Source organism: Gordonia sp. G4 (assembly GCF_057770005.1).
This window is the reverse complement of record NZ_CM173442.1, coordinates 2,043,395-2,060,310: the sequence shown is the minus strand read 5'-3', so window position 1 is coordinate 2,060,310 and position 16,916 is coordinate 2,043,395. Positions and strand designations below refer to the sequence as shown.

Below are 16,916 nucleotides of genomic sequence, written 5' to 3'. Positions count from 1 at the left end.
GGGAGAAGCCATGAAACGCACCATCTTCGAAGACGAGCACGAGGCCCTGCGGGAGACCGCACGCCAGTTCCTGCAGCGCGAGTGCGCTCCGTACACCGAGGAGTGGACGCGGGCCGGTCAGGTCGATCGCATCGCGTTCAAGAAGGCCGGCGACGCAGGCCTTCTCGGCTTCAACATCCCCGAGGAGTACGGCGGCGGCGGCGCGATGGACGACTTCCGGTTCAACGCCGTGGTGGTCGAGGAGTTCGCGAAGTTCGATGGCGCGGCGCCCGGCCTAAGCCTCCAGAACGACGTCGTCGCACCGTACTTCGTGCACCTCGCCAACGACGAGCAGAAGAAGCGCTGGATGCCCGGGATCGCCACCGGGGAGACGATTCTCGCGGTCGCGATGACCGAGCCGGGTGCCGGCTCCGACCTCGCGGGGATCAAGGCCTCGGCGAAGCTGGAGGGCGATCATTACGTCCTCAACGGCAACAAGACGTTCATCTCGTCGGGCATCAACTCCGACCTCGTCGTCGTGGTGTGCCGGACCAATCCGGATCCCGAGGCCGGCCACAAGGCGTTCTCCCTGCTGGTCGTCGAGCGCGGCATGGAGGGCTTCGAGCGTGGTCGCAAGCTCGACAAGATGGGCCTCAAGGCGCAGGACACCGCCGAGTTGCACTTCAACGACGTGCGCGTACCCGTCGAGAACCTGCTCGGACAGGAGGGCATGGGCTTCTACCACCTCATGCAGAACCTGCCGTCGGAGCGGCTGTCGATCGGCATCGGCGCCATCGCCGGCGCACGCGCGATCTTCGACGAGACGCTGCAGTACACCAAGGACCGCAAGGCCTTCGGTCGTCCCATCGGCACCTTCCAGGCGAATCGCTTCACCCTCGCCGAGATGGCGACCGAACTCGACATCGCCGAGGTGTACATCGATCGCTGCCTGCAGGGCGTCCTCGACGGCGAACTGAACGCCGTCGACGCCTCCAAGAACAAGTGGTGGTGTACCGAGCTCGCCAAGCGGGTCATCGACAGCTGCCTGCAGCTGCACGGCGGCTACGGCTACATGAACGAGTACCGGGTTGCCCGGGCCTACACCGACTCTCGTATCCAGACGATCTTCGGCGGCACCACCGAGATCATGAAGGACATCGTCGGCAAGAGCCTGGGCGTCTGAGTTCTCCGACGACGTTCTCCGACAACCGTCGACAGCCCGGGGCCCACGCTTCGGGCTGTCGGCGTCTGCGGGCCGGCGGCCGTCAGCCCTGGTCCACTCCCACCGCGTGCAGGTGGTCGACGACCTGCTGCACGGCCCCACGCGAACGCGGCCGGGCGAGTGCCTCGTACACCCGGGCGGCGCGAACCCCTTTGAGCACCAACCGTTTCACGTCGGGGTGGCGTACCGCGAAGCGCGGCATCAGCGCGATGCCGTGCCCGTGGGCCACGAGCGCCTCGATCGTGGTGAAGTCCAGCATCCGCTGGGTCACCCGTGGCGCCACTCCGGTCGCCGCCGAGATCGACAGCAGCACATCGTCGACCGGGAACCCGCCTTCGACACTGATCCAGTCGTGGTCGGCGAGTTCGGTGACCGCGACCTGGTCTCGCAAGGCCAGCTCGTTGTCGGCGGCGACGATCACGTCGACCGGTTCGCGCATCAACTCGGTGACCCGGACCCGGGGCTCGTCGATCGCCGGGGTGCGTTCGTCACGGTGCGTGACCACGATGTCGTGATCCGCGAGAGCCGGTGCGGCATCGTGATATCCGACGTCGAGATGCACCGCGTGCACGTCGATGCCCGACGCCGCGGCCCGCTCCAGGACCGACGGCAGCAGCAGGGTCGCACCGGACGGGAACATCGCCAGCCGGACACGCGCCTTGCCGGACCGGTACGACGCCATCTCCTCCTGCGCCCGATCCACCGCCGCGATCACGTCGTCGGCGCGCAGCACGAGTGCACGCCCGGCCTCGGTCAGGCGGATTCGCCTGCCGTCGGGTTCGAACAGCGCGACCCCCGCCTCCTCGGCCAGCACCTTGAGTTGCTGCGACACTGCCGACGGGGTCATGTGCATCGCCTCGGCCACCGCGCCGATCGATTCGCGGTCGGCGAACTCGCGCAGCAGCCGTAGACGCCGGACCTCCATGGGACAACGGTACTCATCCCGACCTCGAGCCTGTCCGGAATGTCTGGGACCCCGCCACCGTTGTGGAGTGCATGGCATCGCAAGAAATCACCCTGGAAACCTTCGAGGACACCATCGCCTCGGACGGCATCGTCCTGCTCGACTTCTGGGCCGGCTGGTGCGGTCCGTGCCGGCAGTTCGCGCCCGTCTTCGAGAAGGCGTCCGAAGCGCATTCCGACATCGTGTTCGGCAAGATCGACACCGAGGCCGAGCAGCAGCTGTCCGGCAGTCTGGGCATCCGGTCCATCCCGACCCTCATGGCGTTCCGCGACGGCATCCTGGTCTTCAACCAGCCCGGCGCACTCCCCGCGGCCCAACTCGAGGAATTGATCGGCGCCGTCGAAGGTCTCGACATGGACGACGTACGCGCGAAGGTCGCCGCCGCGCAGGAGTGACGCGGCGAACATTCAGTAAAACTGAATAATCCGTCCGTCTAAATTCGATTGTTCTTCAATTCTCCACGACCGACGATGGGGCCATGTCCACTCGTGATCGCCTCCTCGCGTTGTTCGTCGTCGTCCTCTGGGGACTGAACTTCATCGCGATCCGTCTCGGACTGGACCACTTCCCGCCGTTCTTCCTCGCCGCGTTGCGTTTCGCGGTGCTCGCGATACCGGTGATGCTCTTCGTCAGGTTCCCGAAGGTGCGTCTCAGGTGGTTCCTGCTGTACGTGGCCGGCTTCGGCAGCATGCAGTTCATTCTGCTGTTCCTGGCGATGGATCTGGGTATGCCCACCGGCCTCGCGTCCCTGGTGCTGCAGACGTCGGCGCCCTTCACCGTCGTGCTCGGCGTGCTGTTCCTCCGGGAACGGATGACCCTCGGTCAGGTCCTCGGACTCGCGATCGCGGTTGCCGGCATGGCGGTGATCGCGCTGGACCGGGTCCGCGGGAGCGACCTCGGTGCGGCCGCGCTGCTCCCGATCGGTCTCACCGTCCTCGGCGGTCTGAGCTGGGCCGCCGGCAACATCGGCGGCAGACTCGCCCGTCCCGACGATTCTCTTCGGATGACGTTGTGGATGGCCGTCGTCGCCACACCGCCGCTGTACGTGGTCAGTCTCATCGTCGAGGGTCCGGCCGCCGGGTTCGCGGCGCTCTCCACACTCGGTACCGACAGCGGCCTCCGGGCCCTCGGTGGTCTGGTCTACCTCGCGATCTTCGGGACCGTCATCGGCGCGGGACTGTGGACCACGCTGCTCGGGCGCAACGACGCCAGCCGGGTGTCGCCGATGTCGCTGCTCGTGCCGGTGGTCGGGATCACCGCGGCCTATTTCGTCCTCGGCGAGGTCCCGACCGTCGGAGAGATCGTCGGCGCGATCATCGTCGTCGCCGGATGCGCCGCCGGGGTGATGGCGCGGCCGCGGGGTCCCCGACATTCGGCGGCCGACGCCCAATCGACGACGGTCTCACCCGATTCCGAGCCGGGCGACGTGTCTGAACTCAGCGGCGGGAAGACCCCGGTGCGTTCAGGCCGGTGACGTCGTCCCCGGCGGCGGCGTCGCGGCCAGCGCATCGCGCACCACCGCGCACAGGCGATCGACAGCGGCGCGGGCCCCTGGACTGATGAGGGTCATGTTGACGAACCCGTGGATCATCGCGCCCTCGCGCCGGACCGTGACCGGAACGCCGGCCTCCTCGAGCCTGCGCGCGTACGCGAGGCCCTCATCGCGCAGCGGGTCGAAGCCGGCGACCATGACATGAGCAGGCGGGAGACCGGAGAGATCGTCGGCGAGCAGCGGCGAGCACCGCGGATCGCTCCGCTGCGCCACGTCGGGCAGGTAGCGGTCGGTGAACCAGGCGATGCCGTCGGCGGTGAGGAAGTACCCGGACGCGAACTCTCGCCGGGAGGGGGTGTCGGCGGACTGGTCGGTCACCGGATAGATGAGCAGCTGGAAGACAGGGGTCACGGAGTCGTCTCGGACCTCCCGGGCGACGACGGTCGCGAGGTTCCCGCCCGCGCTGTCCCCGGCGACGACGATCCGGTGGGGATCGAGACCCCACCGCGGCGCGACCTCGACGGCGAAGCGCCAGGCCGCCAGCGCGTCCTCGACAGCCGCCGGAAACGGCGCCTCCGGGGCGAGGCGGTACTCGACGGACAGGACGTCGAGTCCGGTGCCGTGCGCGAGGCGACGGACGAACGCGTCGTGGCTGATCCGGCTGCCGGTGACGAAGCCGCCGCCGTGGTAGTAGACGAGCAGCCCCTCCGACTCGGTCGAGGAGCGGTACCGGGTGGCCGGGATCGGGCCGGCGGGCCCGTCGATCACGAGGTCCTCCTCCACCGCCATCGGCGGCAACACCTCCGCCATGGAGGCGCCGCTCTCGTCGGTCTGCGCCCGCGACTGCGCCACCTCGCCCTGGAAGGGATTCAGGCCCGGCACGTGGTCGTTCGCCCAGCCGATCGCCGCGAGTTCGGGGGCAACCCGCTCGCCGTCGGAGTTGACCGGTGCCCGACGCCCCAGAACGGCCAGCGCGCCCGCTGGGATTCGCGCGGCGGCGAGCAACACTCCGCGTTGCACTCGAGCGGGCAGGGACAGACGCAGTTGGGTGTCGCGGCTCACAGGCGCAGAGCCTACGCGGCACCGGCGGATGGCACGACCACTCCCGCCGGATCGGCCTGTGACACACTCGTGCGCATGCCCGACCGACTCTCTTCCGCCGGTTCCGCAACCCGCACGAACACCCGCGTTCCCGCCCGCACCGCCGTCGCCCTGGGCGCTGCCGCGGCCGCCCGGTGGGCGTCACGAACCGCGGGACGAGGCAAGGGGTCGATGATCGGCGGTCTGGTGGCCGCGAAGATCGACCCCCAGATCATGGGCCGGCTCGCGGCGGGCAAGCGCACCGCCATCGTCACCGGAACCAACGGCAAGTCCACGACCACCCGGATGACCGCGGCCGCGATGGCCGAACTCGGCGAGGTCGCGACGCAGGCCGACGGCGCCAACATGGACGCCGGGATCATCGCGACCCTCACCCTCAGCCGGACGGCGCCGTTCTGTGCGCTCGAGGTCGACGAACTCCATGTCCCGCACGTCAGCGACGCCGTCGACCCCGAGGTCCTCGTGCTGCTGAACCTCTCTCGGGATCAGCTCGACCGGGTCGGCGAGATCAACATGATCGAACGCCGGCTCCGCGAGGGCATCGCGCGGCACCCCGAGACCACGGTCGTCGCCAACTGCGACGACGTCCTGGTGACCTCCGCCGCCTTCGACGCCCCCGACGTGGTCTGGGTCGCGGCCGGCGCGAGTTGGGTCGGCGACTCCGTCAGCTGTCCGCGGACCGGCGAGCCCATCGTCCGTTCCGCGGACGGGTGGCGTTCGACCGGTGACGACAACTTCCGCCGTCCCGCGCCGGATTGGTGGTTCGACGACGAGAACATCTACGGCCCAGACGGATTCAGCGCTGCATTGGAGCTCGCGGTGCCGGGCAGGGCCAACCGCGGCAACGCGACCCAGGCGGTGGCCGCGGCCGTCGCGATGGGTGCCGACCCGCGCAACGCGGTGGCGGCCGTCGGCACGGTGGGCGAGGTCGCCGGCCGCTACGGCATCCACCAGGTCGGCAATCACTCGGTCCGAACGCTTCTCGCGAAAAACCCGGCCGGATGGCAAGAGGCGATGTCCATGATCGACCAGGACGCCGACGGGCTGGTCATCGCGGTCAACGGTCAGGTTCCCGACGGCGAGGACCTGTCCTGGTTGTGGGACGTGCGATTCGAGGCCTTCGAGACCATGCAGGTCGTCGCCGCCGGTGAGCGTGCCGCCGACCTGTCCGTGCGCCTGCTCTACGCGGGCGCCGAGCACACCACCGTCCCCGACCCCATGGCCGCCATCGCGTCCTGCCCGCCGGGACGCGTGGAGGTCCTGGCCAACTACACGGCGTTCCGCGACCTCGGCACCGCCCTGGAACGCGCAGCACGATCGCGGAAGGCTGAGCAGTGAGCGAATCGACCCTGCGGATCGGCCTCGTCCTGCCCGACGTGATGGGCACCTACGGGGACGGCGGGAACGCCCTCGTCCTGAAACGTCGTGCACTGATGCGCGGCATCGACGCCGAGGTCGTCCACATCACTCTCGACGACCCCGTCCCCGACTCGCTCGACGTCTACACCCTCGGCGGCGCCGAGGATTACGCACAGCGCCTCGCGACCCGGCACCTCACGCGCTATCCCGGCCTGCAGCAGGCGGCGGCCGCCGGACGTCCGGTGCTGGCCATCTGCGCCGCCATCCAGGTGCTCGGCCACTGGTACGAGACGTCGGCGGGTGAACGCGTCGACGGCATCTCCCTGTTCGACCTCACCACGGCGCCCCAGGCGACGCGGAGCATCGGCGAACTGCTCGTCGACCCGTCCCTCCCGGGATTGTCACAACCCCTCACCGGCTTCGAGAACCACCGTGGCGGAACGACTCTCGGCTCCGACGCGGCGCCACTGGGGCGGGTGCGGCACGGCGTGGGCAACGGAGTCGGCGACGGCACCGAGGGTGTCGTGCAGGGAAGCGTTCTCGGCACCTATATGCACGGTCCGGCCCTGGCCCGCAATCCCGAACTCGCCGACCACCTCCTGGCCACCGCGATGGGCGTGGAATCCCTTGCTCCGCTGGATCTTCCCGAGGTCGACCGGCTCCGTCGGGAGCGCCTCGCCGCCGGTCGCCGGCGGTAGTCCCTCCGCTCCCTAATCCGAAAGAACGACCTGCTTCCCGCTCCCTGAGGAGCGCCCGGAGCTTGCGGAGGGCGCGTCACGAAGGGTCTTCGCAACCCGACTCGCCAAGACCCTTCGTGACGCTCGCAAGCTCGCTCCTCAGGGACCGGGGGCTTTCGTAGTCCACGACGGCCGCCAGGCCGCAGATACTGAGGCGCGAGGAGCAACGGCCGCCTCCGCTCCCTGAGGTGCGAGGAGCGCTAGCGACGAGCCTCGAAGGGTCTCACCCACTCTCGATCCCCGCCGAGCCCGCCGCCGCCGTGAGCACGTCCACGACCATGTCCACCGTGAGCCGCCCGGTGAAGGTGTTCTGCTGGCTCACGTGGTAGCACCCGAACACCTCGAGTTCGGCACCGTCGCGGACGAGCGTCGTGGAGACGCCGTGCCCGAACTTCGGCAGTGGCCTGGGCACCGTCCAGCCGAGCTTCGCGAACGTGCGAAGCGTTGACTGCCAACCGAACCCACCGAGTGTGACCACCGCGCGGACCGTCGGTGCGAGGAGTTCCAGTTCGGCGTGCAGCCAGTACGAACAGGTGTCGCGTTCGGCGACCGTCGGTTTGTTCTGGGGCGGCGCACAGTGCACCGGCGCGGTGATCCGCGTGTCGAAGAGCTCCAGGCCGTCACCGATGGCCACCGAATGAGGTTGGCTCGCAAGGCCGGCGAGATACAGCGCGGAGAACAGGACGTCGCCGCTGCGGTCACCGGTGAACATGCGTCCGGTGCGGTTCCCGCCATGCGCCGCGGGCGCGAGCCCGACGATCAGCAGTCGCGCGTCGGGCGGGCCTATGCCGGCCACCGGCCGACCCCAGTACTCCTCGTCGGCGTACGCGCGACGCTTCTCGCGGGCGACGAGTTCGCGCCATTCGACGAGGCGCGGGCATGCGCGACACTCGATCAGCTGCGCGTCGAGCTCCGCCAGATCGCGGAAGCGTCGTCGGGTGGCCATACCTCGACACTAATCAGTCGAGGACCACACACCGTTCCCGCGTGCGATCCACGCCGAACCAGCCGCGCTCGAACTCCTGCCACGCCTCCAGATGTGCCCGCGCGTCCTCCCCGTCGCGGGCGACCGTCCGTTCGAGCCGTTCGCCGGGGGTTCCGCCGTCGAGCCAAAGCGCGTGGGAGAGGCGGTCGGCGATGCGTCGTCGTGCCGAGGACACCCCTTCGATGATGAGCAGCGGCTGCCACTCGATCCACACGCGGGGCCCGGGTGTCGGGATGCCGTCCTGCCAGACACGTGGCCGGTACCGGTAGTCGCGGCGTCGTGTGAAGGGATGCAGCACATCTGCTTCCAGCTCCGGCCACCACGCGACGGGGTCGTCCCACGTCGCGAAGTCGTCGGTGCGGACCAGGGTCACACCGACTCCCCGGGCCCGCAGGTCCGCGACCAGGAGGTCGGCGACCGTCGACTTCCCCGCGCCGGACGGTCCGTCGACGGCGACGATCCCCGTGTCGAGTCGATCGGCCAGTTCGGTGATTCGGGCGCGGGTCTGCGGGTTCACCCCATCAGGATGGGTCACCGACCGGCCACACCAGACGCCAACGCCGGCGGCAACTGTGTCAGCGGGGCCGTGATCGGTGCCTCGGCGACGCGCTGCACGCTGGTCCGGCCGGTGCGGAGGTACTCGACGATCGCGTCGTCGAGAGGTTTGTTGCCCCGGCCGAGCTGCGCGTGATCGCCGCCGCCGACCGTGATGAGGTGACTGCGCATGAGTGACCGCATCGTCAGAGCACCGCGGTAGGGGGTCTGCGGGTCGCCGACGCTCTGGATCTGCAACGGGGTCACCGCCAGTCCGCGATTGCGGATCTCGACCGGACGGGCCAGGGCCGGTGCACCTGCGCAGGCGAGTCCGGACTCGTAGGCGAGACCGGGCGCCTCGAACGGATCCCCGGTGACATAGTTCGCGATGAACGCCTGGAAACCGAGCGACGGCTGCGCGGGCACCCGATTCTCGTTGCACAGGATCGTGGCCTGCATGTCCTGTGAGACCTGCGCGGCTTCGAGTACGGCGGGCGCGGGCTTGGGCAGCGCCAGGCGGGGCTTCGCGGTCATCAACGCGACCGTGGGCCAGGAGTTCCGGTCGGGGGCGAAGGCGCGGGTCAGTGCCAGCAACGGCGAAGTCAGTTGCAGTGACCCGGGAGTGAGCAGGGTGGCGACGAAGTTCTCGAACCTCGCCCGTGCGTCGGCGGTGAGGTCCGTGCCGGCGATGTACAGATCGGCGAACGCCCGCAGCCCCGGGGGCACGTCCCCCACCTGGGCGGGCGGCGCCAGGAGCGAGGGCGGCACGCCCGCCTCGGCGCTGACCCGGTCGCTCCACTTCCGGTACACCGCGAGCGGTGTCTTCCCGAGATGGTAGATCCGGTCATGGCGCGCGATCCACGCCATCATCGCGTGAACTCGGGCCTTGTAGCCGGGTGTCTGAGCGGAGAGGAGGCTGTTCCACACCAGCCCGGGGTCGAAGCCGGAATCGAGGACCATGCGGTCGACCCGCTGCGGGAACAGCGTCGCGTAGGTCGACATCAACAGTGTGCCGTAGGAGATGCCGTAGAGACTGACCTTCGATTCGCCGAGAAGCCCGCGGACGACTTCCATGTCGCGGGCGGTGTTCTCGGTGGTGAGCGTCGCGCCCAGGCCCGGTGTGCGGGCCTCGCAGCGATCGCGGTTCACGTTGCCGAGCGCCGTCATCAGTTCGGGTTCGTCGCCGGTGATCGGTTCGCAGCGCAGCGGGGTGCCCGACACCAGACCGCGCGGCTGCACAGCCACCAGGTCCCATTCGTCGAGCATCGCCGCGGGCGGGGGCACCTGGCTGAACATCGCGATGCCGTCGCCACCCGGCCCTCCCGGGTTGCCCATCACGACACCGCGCCGGCGGGACTGGTCTCGCGCCTGGATACGGCTGACGCCGATCTCGATAGTCTCTCCATCCGGCTTGCGGTGGTCGAGCGGGACCTCGACCGTCGCGCACCGGACCGTCGCGGGGACGCCGTGGACCGCGGGACAGGCCCCCCACTCGAGTGCGGGCGCCGCAGACGCCGCCGGCGTCGACGCGACGTGACCCGCGGTCACCGTCCCGGCCACGACCACCGCCGTCAGGCCCGCTGCCACACCCCGAATCCGACGACGCCACCGACTACGCGAGTTCACCACCTGACAGTAGCCGTCCGGTTTGCCGGGTCCGACGGCCGGACCTCACGCCAGGATGCGACGACCCGACAATGCACGGCCGAGGGTGAGTTCGTCGGCGAACTCGAGGTCGCCGCCCATCGGCAGTCCCGACGCGAGCCGGGTGACCGACAGACCCGGGAAGTCCCTGAGCATGCGCTGGAGGTAGGTCGCGGTCGCTTCGCCCTCGGTGTTCGGATCGGTGGCGACGATCACCTCGGAGACGTCGACCCCGTCCTCCTGGTTGGCCAGCCGGCGCAGCAGTTCGCGGATGCGCAACTGGTCGGGTCCGATTCCCGACAACGGGTCGAGCGCACCCCCGAGCACGTGATACCGCCCGGTGAACTCCTTGGTCCGTTCGATCGCGTGCACGTCCTTCGGCTCCTCGACGACGCAGATCTTGCTGGCGTCGCGACGCGAATCCGAACAGATCCGGCAGAGGCGGTTCGCCGACACGTTCCCGCACTCGGCACAGAACACGACATCGTCGCGGACCCGGCCGAGCGCGGCGATGAGGCGATCGATGTCGGACTTCTCCCCGGCCAGCAGGTGGAAGGCGATCCGCTGCGCGCCCTTCGGACCGAGCCCCGGCTGTTTGGCCAGTTGGTCGATCAGGTCCTGGATCGGTCCCTCATACATGGTGATCTGCGTCCACGGTGTCCGGGGTTTCTACTAGTCGGTCGGCGTCGTGCGAGTGCGCTGTGCTCAGCCGCCGAGTCCGGGGAGGCCACCGCCGAGACCACCGGCGAGCGGGCCCATCTTCTCGCTGGCCAGCTGCTCCCGTTTCTCCGACAGGTCGGCGAGCGCCCCGAGCAGCAGGTCCTGCAGGGTTTCCACGTCGTCGGGATCGACGACCTTCGGATCGATCGTCACCGCGGTCACCTCGCCCGTGCCGTTTCCGGTCACGGTGACGAGTCCGTTGCCCGCGCTGCCGACCACCTCCGTCGCCGCGATCTCGTTCTGCGCGGACAGGAGCTTCTCCTGCATCTGCTGCGCCTGAGCAAGCAGTCCGGCCATCGGGTTCTCCCCGCCCTGACCGCCGCCGAACAACGCGCTGGGATCGAATGGTTGCGTCACCCGGCCCAGGGTAGTCGCCGCGTCAGCGCAGCAACCGATCGACATGCGCGGCGATGTCGTCGACGGTCGACTCGTCGGCGGCCGCGACCTCGAAGGACAGGACATCGTCGCCGAACAGCCGACCCGCTCGCGCCGTCAGCGCGAACTCGAACCGGTCGTCGACGCGGCGCCACTGCGTGATCGCACCGTAGACCGGCGCACTCGCCCCCGTCGTGACGCAGTACTCGTCGGCGCGCGGTCCCCCGACGAGGTCGCGCTGGATCTGGAAACACGCCAGCGACTCGTCGTCGATGAAGACCACGGCCTCGCAACCCAGGTCGGGGTGCCGCTCGTAGGACGCTCGGATGGTCATGCGGCCAGGGTAGATCGCGGGGCTTCCTACCCCGCCGACACCGTCCGCATGCTCTCGAACCTGCGGTGCTCACCGGTCAGCGGGTCGGTGAACTCCAGGACCCGTGCCAGAAGCCGCAACGGCCGCGAGAAATCCCCGTGATCGGGGCGCGCCGCGAGATCCGAACGCACGTCGGGGTACAGCGGGTCGTCGACGATGGGTACTCCGAGCGACGCCATGTGCAGCCGGAGCTGATGCGTGCGGCCGGTGTGCGGCACCAGACGGTAGACGCCGTGGCGGCCTGCAGCATCGACGAGCGTGATGTCACTGATGGCGTTGACGGGCCCGTCGACGACGAGAGCACGCAGGTCGCCCGCGGTCTTCTCGATCCGGTCCCGGACGGTCACGCTCGTGGCGAGCGCCTCGTCGGCCGGTGCGAGCGCGAGGTATTCCTTGCGAGCGGTCCGGGCTGCGAACAGGTGCTGATAGGCCGCCCGCACTTCGGGCCGGAGGGTGAACAGCAGCACTCCGGCCGTGAGCCGGTCCAGCCGGTGGGCCGGCGACACGGTGTCGGAGCCCAGCTCCCGGCGCAACCGGACGAGCGCGGTCTCGGTCACGTGCCGACCCCGGGGCATCGTGGCGAGAAAATGCGGTTTGTCGACGACGACGATGTTCTCGTCGCGGTAGAGCACCGGCAGGTCGAACGGAACCGGCACCTCGTCGTCGAGGTCACGGTAGAGGTACAGCGAGATGTTGGGCCGCGACGGCGAATCGAGATCCGCGGGGCGGCCGTCGGCGTCGACGATCTCACCGGCGGCGGACCGTCGACGCAGGTCCTCGGTGGTCAGTCCGGCCAGACTGGGCGCTGCCAGCAGCGCCTGGCCCACCGTCACCTCCGGCCCCGACCGCAGGACCACGCGCGTTGCGTCGACTCCGTCGCGGATGGGCAAGGGCGACGGCCGCGCCCGGCCACGGCGGCGTCGGGCCAGATCCGGGCGCCCCGCATCGTTCATCGGTCCGGCCGGGACGCGTCAGCTCTCGAGGCGCTTCTTCAGGTTGCCGAGCACCTCGGCCTGAATTCGATTGAGACCCTTCGGCGCAAACGTCTTTTCGAAGAAGCCGCCGATGCCCCCGGCACCCTGCCACGTGGTGGTGGTCGTGACGCGCGAACCGCTTCCCGACGCGGCGACGGTGTACGTGGTCACCATCGTCGAGTTGGCGTCGCGCTCGGTGACGGTGTCCGGGGTGACACTGACGGTTGCCTGCACGTCGCGTTGCCGCTTCGACGTGGCCTGCAGAATCCAGTGCACGACGGTGCCGTCACCGTTGCCGCCGCTGATCACCCGGTAGTCGCGGTACTGCTCCGGGAGAATGGCCGGGCGCACCTCGTTGTAGTCGGCGAGAGCTCCGACCACGGCGTCCGGGGCGGCGGCGATGTCGAGCGACTGCGATGCGGAAACCTGACCCACGATTGGACACTCCTCAGTACGAAACGATTGGCGGGCGAACTGATCAAGTCCTAGGCTAACCGGGTGAGCAACCGGCTGGAGATGGGGGGAGCGGCATTCGACCAGGGGGTGTCCGACCTTCTGGCCAGCTATCGTGCCATTCCACCGCAGGCAACCGTGCGCCTTGCGAAGAAGACGTCCAACCTCTTCCGCAAGCGCGCCGCCAATCCACATCCCGGACTGGACGTCTCCGGACTCGACCGGGTCATCTCGGTGAACCCGGATGCGCGGACCGCCGATGTCGCCGGGATGTGCACCTACGAGAACCTCGTCGCGGCCACCCTGCCGTACGGTCTCGCACCCCTGGTCGTCCCGCAGCTCAAGACGATCACCCTCGGCGGCGCGGTCACCGGGCTCGGCATCGAGAGCACGTCGTTCCGCTCGGGCCTGCCCCACGAGTCGGTACTCGAGATCGACATCCTCACCGGCGACGGCGAGATCCTGACCGCGACGCCGACCAACGAACACGCCGATCTCTTCTTCGGTTTCCCGAATTCCTATGGCACGCTCGGATATTCGGTCCGCCTCCGCATCAAGCTGGAGCCGGTGAAGCCCTACGTGGCGTTGCGTCACATCCGGTTCTCGTCGATCGCCGAGCTGCAATCGACGATGGACGCGATCGTCACCACGAGAAACCACGACGGCGAGCCGGTCGACTATCTCGACGGAGTCGTGTTCTCCGCCAACGAGTCCTACCTCACGCTCGGTCGCCAGACCGACGACGAGGGCCCGGTCAGCGACTACACCGGGATGGACGTCTTCTACCGATCCATCCAACAGAAGACGACCGACCGGCTCACGATCCACGACTATCTCTGGCGCTGGGACACCGACTGGTTCTGGTGCTCACGCGCATTCGGCGCGCAGAATCCCAAGATCCGGCGCTGGTGGCCGAAGCGGTACCTGCGCAGCAGTTTCTACTGGAAGCTGATCGGCCTCGACCAGCGGTTCGACATCGGCGACCGGCTCAACGCCCGCAAGGGTCTGCCTCCGGGCGAGCGGGTCGTACAGGACATCGAGGTGCCCATCGAACGCACCGCCGAGTACGTGGAGTGGTTCCTCACCGACATCCCCATCGAGCCGATCTGGCTGTGCCCACTGCGACTTCGGGAGCCGGCGCTTCCGGGTGCCGATCCGGTACGCCCCTGGCCGCTGTATCCGCTTGCCCCGCAACGCACCTACGTCAACGTCGGCTTCTGGTCGGCCGTGCCGGCCACCCCGGGCGATCCCGGGCACACCAACAAGATCATCGAACGCAAGGTCGCCGAACTCGACGGCCACAAGTCGCTGTACTCAGAGAGTTTCTACACGCCGGAGGAGTTCGACGAACTCTACGGCGGAGAGAGTTATCGGCTCCTCAAGAAGCGGTACGACCCGCGCGGCCGTCTGCTGGACCTCTATGCGAAAGCGGTGAAACGCCAATGACCACGTTCAAGGACAGCACGCCGTCGAGTGTGGACTCACACGCCGGCAGGATGACCCTGGCGGAGATCTTCGAGACACTCCTCGGCGGAAATCTCTCGATCCGGGTCACCGCTTATGACGGCAGCACCGCCGGACCTGCCGACGCACAGTACGGCCTCAACCTGAAGACCCCCCGCGGGACGACCTACCTCGTCACCGCGCCCGGCGACCTCGGGCTCGCGCGCGCCTACATCGCAGGCGATCTCGAACTCATCGGCGCGCACCCGGGCGACCCGTATCCCGCGCTGAAGGCCATCGCCAGCAATCTGCAGTTCCACCGCCCGTCCCCGCTGGCACTCGCGCATATCGCCCGCTCACTCGGCATCGACCACTTCAAGCCGATCGCGCCACCTCCGCAGGAGGCCGTGCCGCGCTGGCGTCGATTCGCGGAGGGACTGCGGCACAGCAAGTCTCGCGATGCCGAGGTCATCCACCACCACTACGACGTCTCGAACACGTTCTACGAGTGGGTCCTCGGGCCGTCGATGACCTACACGTGCGCGGTGTACCCGGAGCGCGAGGCATCGCTGGAGACCGCGCAGGAGAACAAGTACCGCCTCATCTTCGAGAAGCTCCGCCTCAAACCCGGCGACCGTCTCCTCGACATCGGTTGCGGTTGGGGTGGAATGGTCCGTTATGCCGCACGGCGTGGCGTCCACGCGATCGGGGCGACGCTGTCCGCCGAGCAGGCGCAATGGGCACAGAAGGCCATCGCCGACGAGGGGCTCGGTGAGTTCGCCGAGGTCCGCCACAGCGACTACCGCGACGTCACCGAGAGCGGATTCGACGCAGTGTCGTCCATCGGCCTCACCGAACACATCGGCGTCCACAACTACCCGGCGTATTTCGGTTTCATGCGCGACAAGCTCCGCCCCGGCGGCATGCTGCTGAACCACTGCATCACCCGGCCCGACAACGCGAGCCGCACCAAGGCGGGATCGTTCATCGACCGCTATGTATTCCCCGACGGCGAGCTCACCGGCTCGGGCAAGATCATCTCCAAGCTGCAGGACATCGGCGGCATGGAGGTCATCCACGAGGAGAACTTCCGCGAGCACTACGCGATGACGCTGCGCGACTGGAACGTCAACCTGGTCGAGCACTGGGACGAAGCAGTCGCCGAGGTCGGCGAGGGCACCGCACTGCTCTGGGGCCTCTACATGGCCGGTTGCCGAATCGGCTTCGACCGCAACATCATCCAGCTCCACCACGTCCTCGCCACCAAGCTCGACGAGGACGGCAGTCATCAGGTCCCGCTGCGCCCGTGGTGGGACGCCTGACGGCGAGCCCGACCCTGACAACCGCCCTCCCTCTGCTACCTGAAGGAGCGCAAGCGACAGCCCCCCTGCTCCCTGAGGAGCGCCCGGAGCTTGCGGAGGGCGCGTCACGAAGGGTTTGCCCCCGCGACTCCCAGACCTCAACTCGACCGATGGACTTCGATCGAAGTCTGGGAGTCGAGTTGAAGTCTGCCGGTCACGAAGCGGGCCGGTGGCACGCGTTTGCCCGCCCCAGTCCGCAGGAACCACAGACCCGTTGGCCCGCCCACGCTCCCTGAGGTGCGAGGAGCGCAAGCGACAGCCCCCGCTCCCCGAACTGCGACGACCGCAAGCGACGGCCCCACTCCCCGAACTGCGACGACCGCAAGCGACAGCCCCCGCTCCCTGAGGTGCGAGGAGCGCAAGCGACGAGCCTCGAAGGGGCCCGACGCTCAGGCGACCGGCACGTCGATGACCGGGCGGCGCACGTCGGCGCCGGGGCCGTCGAAGTGCCACCACTCCCCCGCGTAGACCGTCAGCCCACCGGCAGCCATCGCGTCGCGCAGGCGGGCTCGCGCGGCCCGCGCCGGCGCCGCCACCCCGTCCGTCGCATACGCGGTGGCCCGCGGGGTGAACGAGTCGAAGTCGGTCCCCATGTCGAGTCGACAATGATCGCCGACGACGCGCTGCGGCGGGCAATTCGGGCGGCGCGCGGCAAGGGTCACGTCGACCGAACGCCCTGCCTCGTGACTGGTCGAATACGGCCCCGGCCGGGCCACCCACGCCGGATCGGGCACCTTCTCGAACATCCTCTCCTGCACCGAGTGCGGTCGATAGCAGTCCCAGAACACCAAGACTTCGCCGCCGGCCCGCAGCATCCGCGCGGCGGTCCGTAGACCCGGGATCATCGATTCGTGGACGAGGCAGCGTGCGTTCGGCGGGTACAGCCGCTCACCGACGAAGTTGTCGGTCGTCGCATACCGCAGGTCGAGAACGGCATCGGGAACCGCGGTCCGCACATCGACGAAGCCGACCGCGCTGACCCGCCGGTCGACGGGCATCCGTACCGACGGGGCGGGCCCGGGCGCGGGTGCATCCACCATCGATCCCGATGTGCCGCCGCCGGGCGACGCACCATCCACCGGTGCCCCGGTCGGGGTCGCCGCAGCGCACGCCATCGACATCGTGAGTGCTGCCGTCACCGACATCAGTGACAATCCGATGCGTACCGCTACTCGTCGCATCTGTGCGTTCTACCACGAT

18 protein-coding genes are annotated in these 16,916 nt (G+C 68.8%); 7 read left to right on the top strand and 11 right to left on the bottom strand.

Annotated features, from left to right (window positions below):
* The first annotated feature begins 10 nt into the window (after positions 1–10).
* The gene (locus AC3B5T_RS09090; RefSeq protein WP_010844091.1) at positions 11–1,162 is read left to right on the top strand and encodes an acyl-CoA dehydrogenase family protein; all 1,152 of its coding nucleotides are present in this window, start codon (positions 11–13) and stop codon (positions 1,160–1,162) included.
* Between the two features lie 82 nt (positions 1,163–1,244).
* Here AC3B5T_RS09090 and AC3B5T_RS09085 read toward each other — a convergent pair whose 3' ends face one another.
* The gene (locus AC3B5T_RS09085) at positions 1,245–2,126 is read right to left on the bottom strand and encodes a LysR family transcriptional regulator (protein ID WP_488358539.1); all 882 of its coding nucleotides are present in this window, start codon (positions 2,124–2,126) and stop codon (positions 1,245–1,247) included.
* Between the two features lie 71 nt (positions 2,127–2,197).
* Between AC3B5T_RS09085 and trxA the strand changes: the two genes are divergently transcribed.
* Together trxA and AC3B5T_RS09075 are read left to right on the top strand one after the other, a co-directional pair.
* Positions 2,198–2,560, top strand: coding sequence for a thioredoxin (trxA, locus tag AC3B5T_RS09080; protein WP_010844089.1), 363 nt, complete (start codon positions 2,198–2,200; stop codon positions 2,558–2,560).
* Between the two features lie 83 nt (positions 2,561–2,643).
* The gene (locus AC3B5T_RS09075; protein ID WP_488358538.1) at positions 2,644–3,639 is read left to right on the top strand and encodes an EamA family transporter; all 996 of its coding nucleotides are present in this window, start codon (positions 2,644–2,646) and stop codon (positions 3,637–3,639) included.
* Here AC3B5T_RS09075 and AC3B5T_RS09070 read toward each other — a convergent pair.
* Complete coding sequence (locus AC3B5T_RS09070; RefSeq protein WP_014925103.1) at positions 3,628–4,719, bottom strand: alpha/beta hydrolase; 1,092 nt, start codon at positions 4,717–4,719, stop codon at positions 3,628–3,630. The two genes, AC3B5T_RS09075 and AC3B5T_RS09070, sit on opposite strands and share 12 nt — an antisense overlap.
* A 75-nt stretch (positions 4,720–4,794) precedes the next feature.
* Here AC3B5T_RS09070 and AC3B5T_RS09065 point away from each other — a divergent pair, with 75 nt between their 5' ends.
* Positions 4,795–6,096 carry a MurT ligase domain-containing protein gene (locus AC3B5T_RS09065; protein ID WP_488358537.1) on the top strand — a complete coding sequence of 434 codons (1,302 nt, stop codon included), beginning with the start codon at positions 4,795–4,797 and terminating at the stop codon, positions 6,094–6,096.
* On the top strand, positions 6,093–6,815 hold the full coding sequence (locus AC3B5T_RS09060) for a type 1 glutamine amidotransferase (protein WP_488358536.1): 723 nt from the start codon (positions 6,093–6,095) through the stop codon (positions 6,813–6,815). Before AC3B5T_RS09065 ends, AC3B5T_RS09060 begins: the two co-directional genes overlap by 4 nt.
* A gap of 262 nt (positions 6,816–7,077) precedes the next feature.
* On the opposite strand, the gene AC3B5T_RS09055 is transcribed toward AC3B5T_RS09060, so the two are convergent.
* The 8 genes from AC3B5T_RS09055 to AC3B5T_RS09020 all read right to left on the bottom strand — a co-directional run bounded on the left by AC3B5T_RS09055 (position 7,078) and on the right by AC3B5T_RS09020 (position 12,894).
* On the bottom strand, positions 7,078–7,800 hold the full coding sequence (locus AC3B5T_RS09055; protein WP_488358535.1) for a uracil-DNA glycosylase: 723 nt from the start codon (positions 7,798–7,800) through the stop codon (positions 7,078–7,080).
* 13 nt (positions 7,801–7,813) lie between these two features.
* The gene (locus AC3B5T_RS09050; protein ID WP_010844083.1) at positions 7,814–8,356 is read right to left on the bottom strand and encodes a uridine kinase family protein; all 543 of its coding nucleotides are present in this window, start codon (positions 8,354–8,356) and stop codon (positions 7,814–7,816) included.
* A gap of 14 nt (positions 8,357–8,370) precedes the next feature.
* Positions 8,371–10,002, bottom strand: a complete 1,632-nt coding sequence (locus AC3B5T_RS09045; protein ID WP_488358534.1) for an alpha/beta fold hydrolase — start codon at positions 10,000–10,002, stop codon at positions 8,371–8,373.
* A gap of 42 nt (positions 10,003–10,044) precedes the next feature.
* Positions 10,045–10,656: a recombination mediator RecR gene (recR, locus tag AC3B5T_RS09040; RefSeq protein WP_010844081.1), complete on the bottom strand. Its 612-nt coding sequence runs from the start codon at positions 10,654–10,656 to the stop codon at positions 10,045–10,047.
* 66 nt (positions 10,657–10,722) lie between these two features.
* The gene (locus AC3B5T_RS09035; RefSeq protein ID WP_197282795.1) at positions 10,723–11,139 is read right to left on the bottom strand and encodes a YbaB/EbfC family nucleoid-associated protein; all 417 of its coding nucleotides are present in this window, start codon (positions 11,137–11,139) and stop codon (positions 10,723–10,725) included.
* Positions 11,117–11,446, bottom strand: a complete 330-nt coding sequence (locus AC3B5T_RS09030) for a hypothetical protein (RefSeq protein ID WP_010844079.1) — start codon at positions 11,444–11,446, stop codon at positions 11,117–11,119. Before AC3B5T_RS09030 ends, AC3B5T_RS09035 begins: the two co-directional genes overlap by 23 nt.
* Before the next feature lie 26 nt (positions 11,447–11,472).
* Positions 11,473–12,438 (bottom strand): pseudouridine synthase, encoded by a 966-nt coding sequence (locus tag AC3B5T_RS09025; RefSeq protein WP_488358533.1) that lies wholly within the window; start codon positions 12,436–12,438, stop codon positions 11,473–11,475.
* Between the two features lie 18 nt (positions 12,439–12,456).
* A complete protein-coding gene (locus AC3B5T_RS09020) occupies positions 12,457–12,894 on the bottom strand; it encodes an SRPBCC family protein (RefSeq protein WP_010844077.1) in 438 nt (145 codons plus the stop codon).
* An 81-nt stretch (positions 12,895–12,975) separates the two neighbouring features.
* Here AC3B5T_RS09020 and AC3B5T_RS09015 point away from each other — a divergent pair, with 81 nt between their 5' ends.
* Together AC3B5T_RS09015 and AC3B5T_RS09010 are read left to right on the top strand one after the other, a co-directional pair.
* Positions 12,976–14,358: an FAD-binding oxidoreductase gene (locus tag AC3B5T_RS09015; protein WP_488358757.1), complete on the top strand. Its 1,383-nt coding sequence runs from the start codon at positions 12,976–12,978 to the stop codon at positions 14,356–14,358.
* Complete coding sequence (locus AC3B5T_RS09010; protein WP_014925095.1) at positions 14,355–15,677, top strand: class I SAM-dependent methyltransferase; 1,323 nt, start codon at positions 14,355–14,357, stop codon at positions 15,675–15,677. The genes AC3B5T_RS09015 and AC3B5T_RS09010 overlap by 4 nt, the downstream gene beginning before the upstream one ends.
* Before the next feature lie 428 nt (positions 15,678–16,105).
* Here the strand turns inward: AC3B5T_RS09010 and AC3B5T_RS09005 are convergent, their stop codons facing one another.
* Positions 16,106–16,897: a M15 family metallopeptidase gene (locus AC3B5T_RS09005; RefSeq protein WP_488358532.1), complete on the bottom strand. Its 792-nt coding sequence runs from the start codon at positions 16,895–16,897 to the stop codon at positions 16,106–16,108.
* Between the last annotated feature and the right edge of the window lie 19 nt (positions 16,898–16,916).

Bases quoted from the DNA above. Each gene is read 5' to 3' on its own strand.
- AC3B5T_RS09010 (WP_014925095.1), top strand. From the start codon at position 14,355: ATGACCACGTTCAAGGACAGCACGCCGTCGAGTGTGGACTCACACGCC.
- recR (WP_010844081.1), bottom strand. From the start codon at position 10,656: ATGTATGAGGGACCGATCCAGGACCTGATCGACCAACTGGCCAAACAG.
- AC3B5T_RS09065 (WP_488358537.1), top strand. From the start codon at position 4,795: ATGCCCGACCGACTCTCTTCCGCCGGTTCCGCAACCCGCACGAACACC.
- AC3B5T_RS09055 (WP_488358535.1), bottom strand. From the start codon at position 7,800: ATGGCCACCCGACGACGCTTCCGCGATCTGGCGGAGCTCGACGCGCAG.
- AC3B5T_RS09015 (WP_488358757.1), top strand. From the start codon at position 12,976: ATGGGGGGAGCGGCATTCGACCAGGGGGTGTCCGACCTTCTGGCCAGC.
- AC3B5T_RS09090 (WP_010844091.1), top strand. From the start codon at position 11: ATGAAACGCACCATCTTCGAAGACGAGCACGAGGCCCTGCGGGAGACC.
- AC3B5T_RS09075 (WP_488358538.1), top strand. From the start codon at position 2,644: ATGTCCACTCGTGATCGCCTCCTCGCGTTGTTCGTCGTCGTCCTCTGG.
- AC3B5T_RS09030 (WP_010844079.1), bottom strand. From the start codon at position 11,446: ATGACCATCCGAGCGTCCTACGAGCGGCACCCCGACCTGGGTTGCGAG.
- AC3B5T_RS09025 (WP_488358533.1), bottom strand. From the start codon at position 12,438: ATGAACGATGCGGGGCGCCCGGATCTGGCCCGACGCCGCCGTGGCCGG.
- AC3B5T_RS09085 (WP_488358539.1), bottom strand. From the start codon at position 2,126: ATGGAGGTCCGGCGTCTACGGCTGCTGCGCGAGTTCGCCGACCGCGAA.
- AC3B5T_RS09005 (WP_488358532.1), bottom strand. From the start codon at position 16,897: ATGCGACGAGTAGCGGTACGCATCGGATTGTCACTGATGTCGGTGACG.
- AC3B5T_RS09035 (WP_197282795.1), bottom strand. From the start codon at position 11,139: ATGTCGATCGGTTGCTGCGCTGACGCGGCGACTACCCTGGGCCGGGTG.
- trxA (WP_010844089.1), top strand. From the start codon at position 2,198: ATGGCATCGCAAGAAATCACCCTGGAAACCTTCGAGGACACCATCGCC.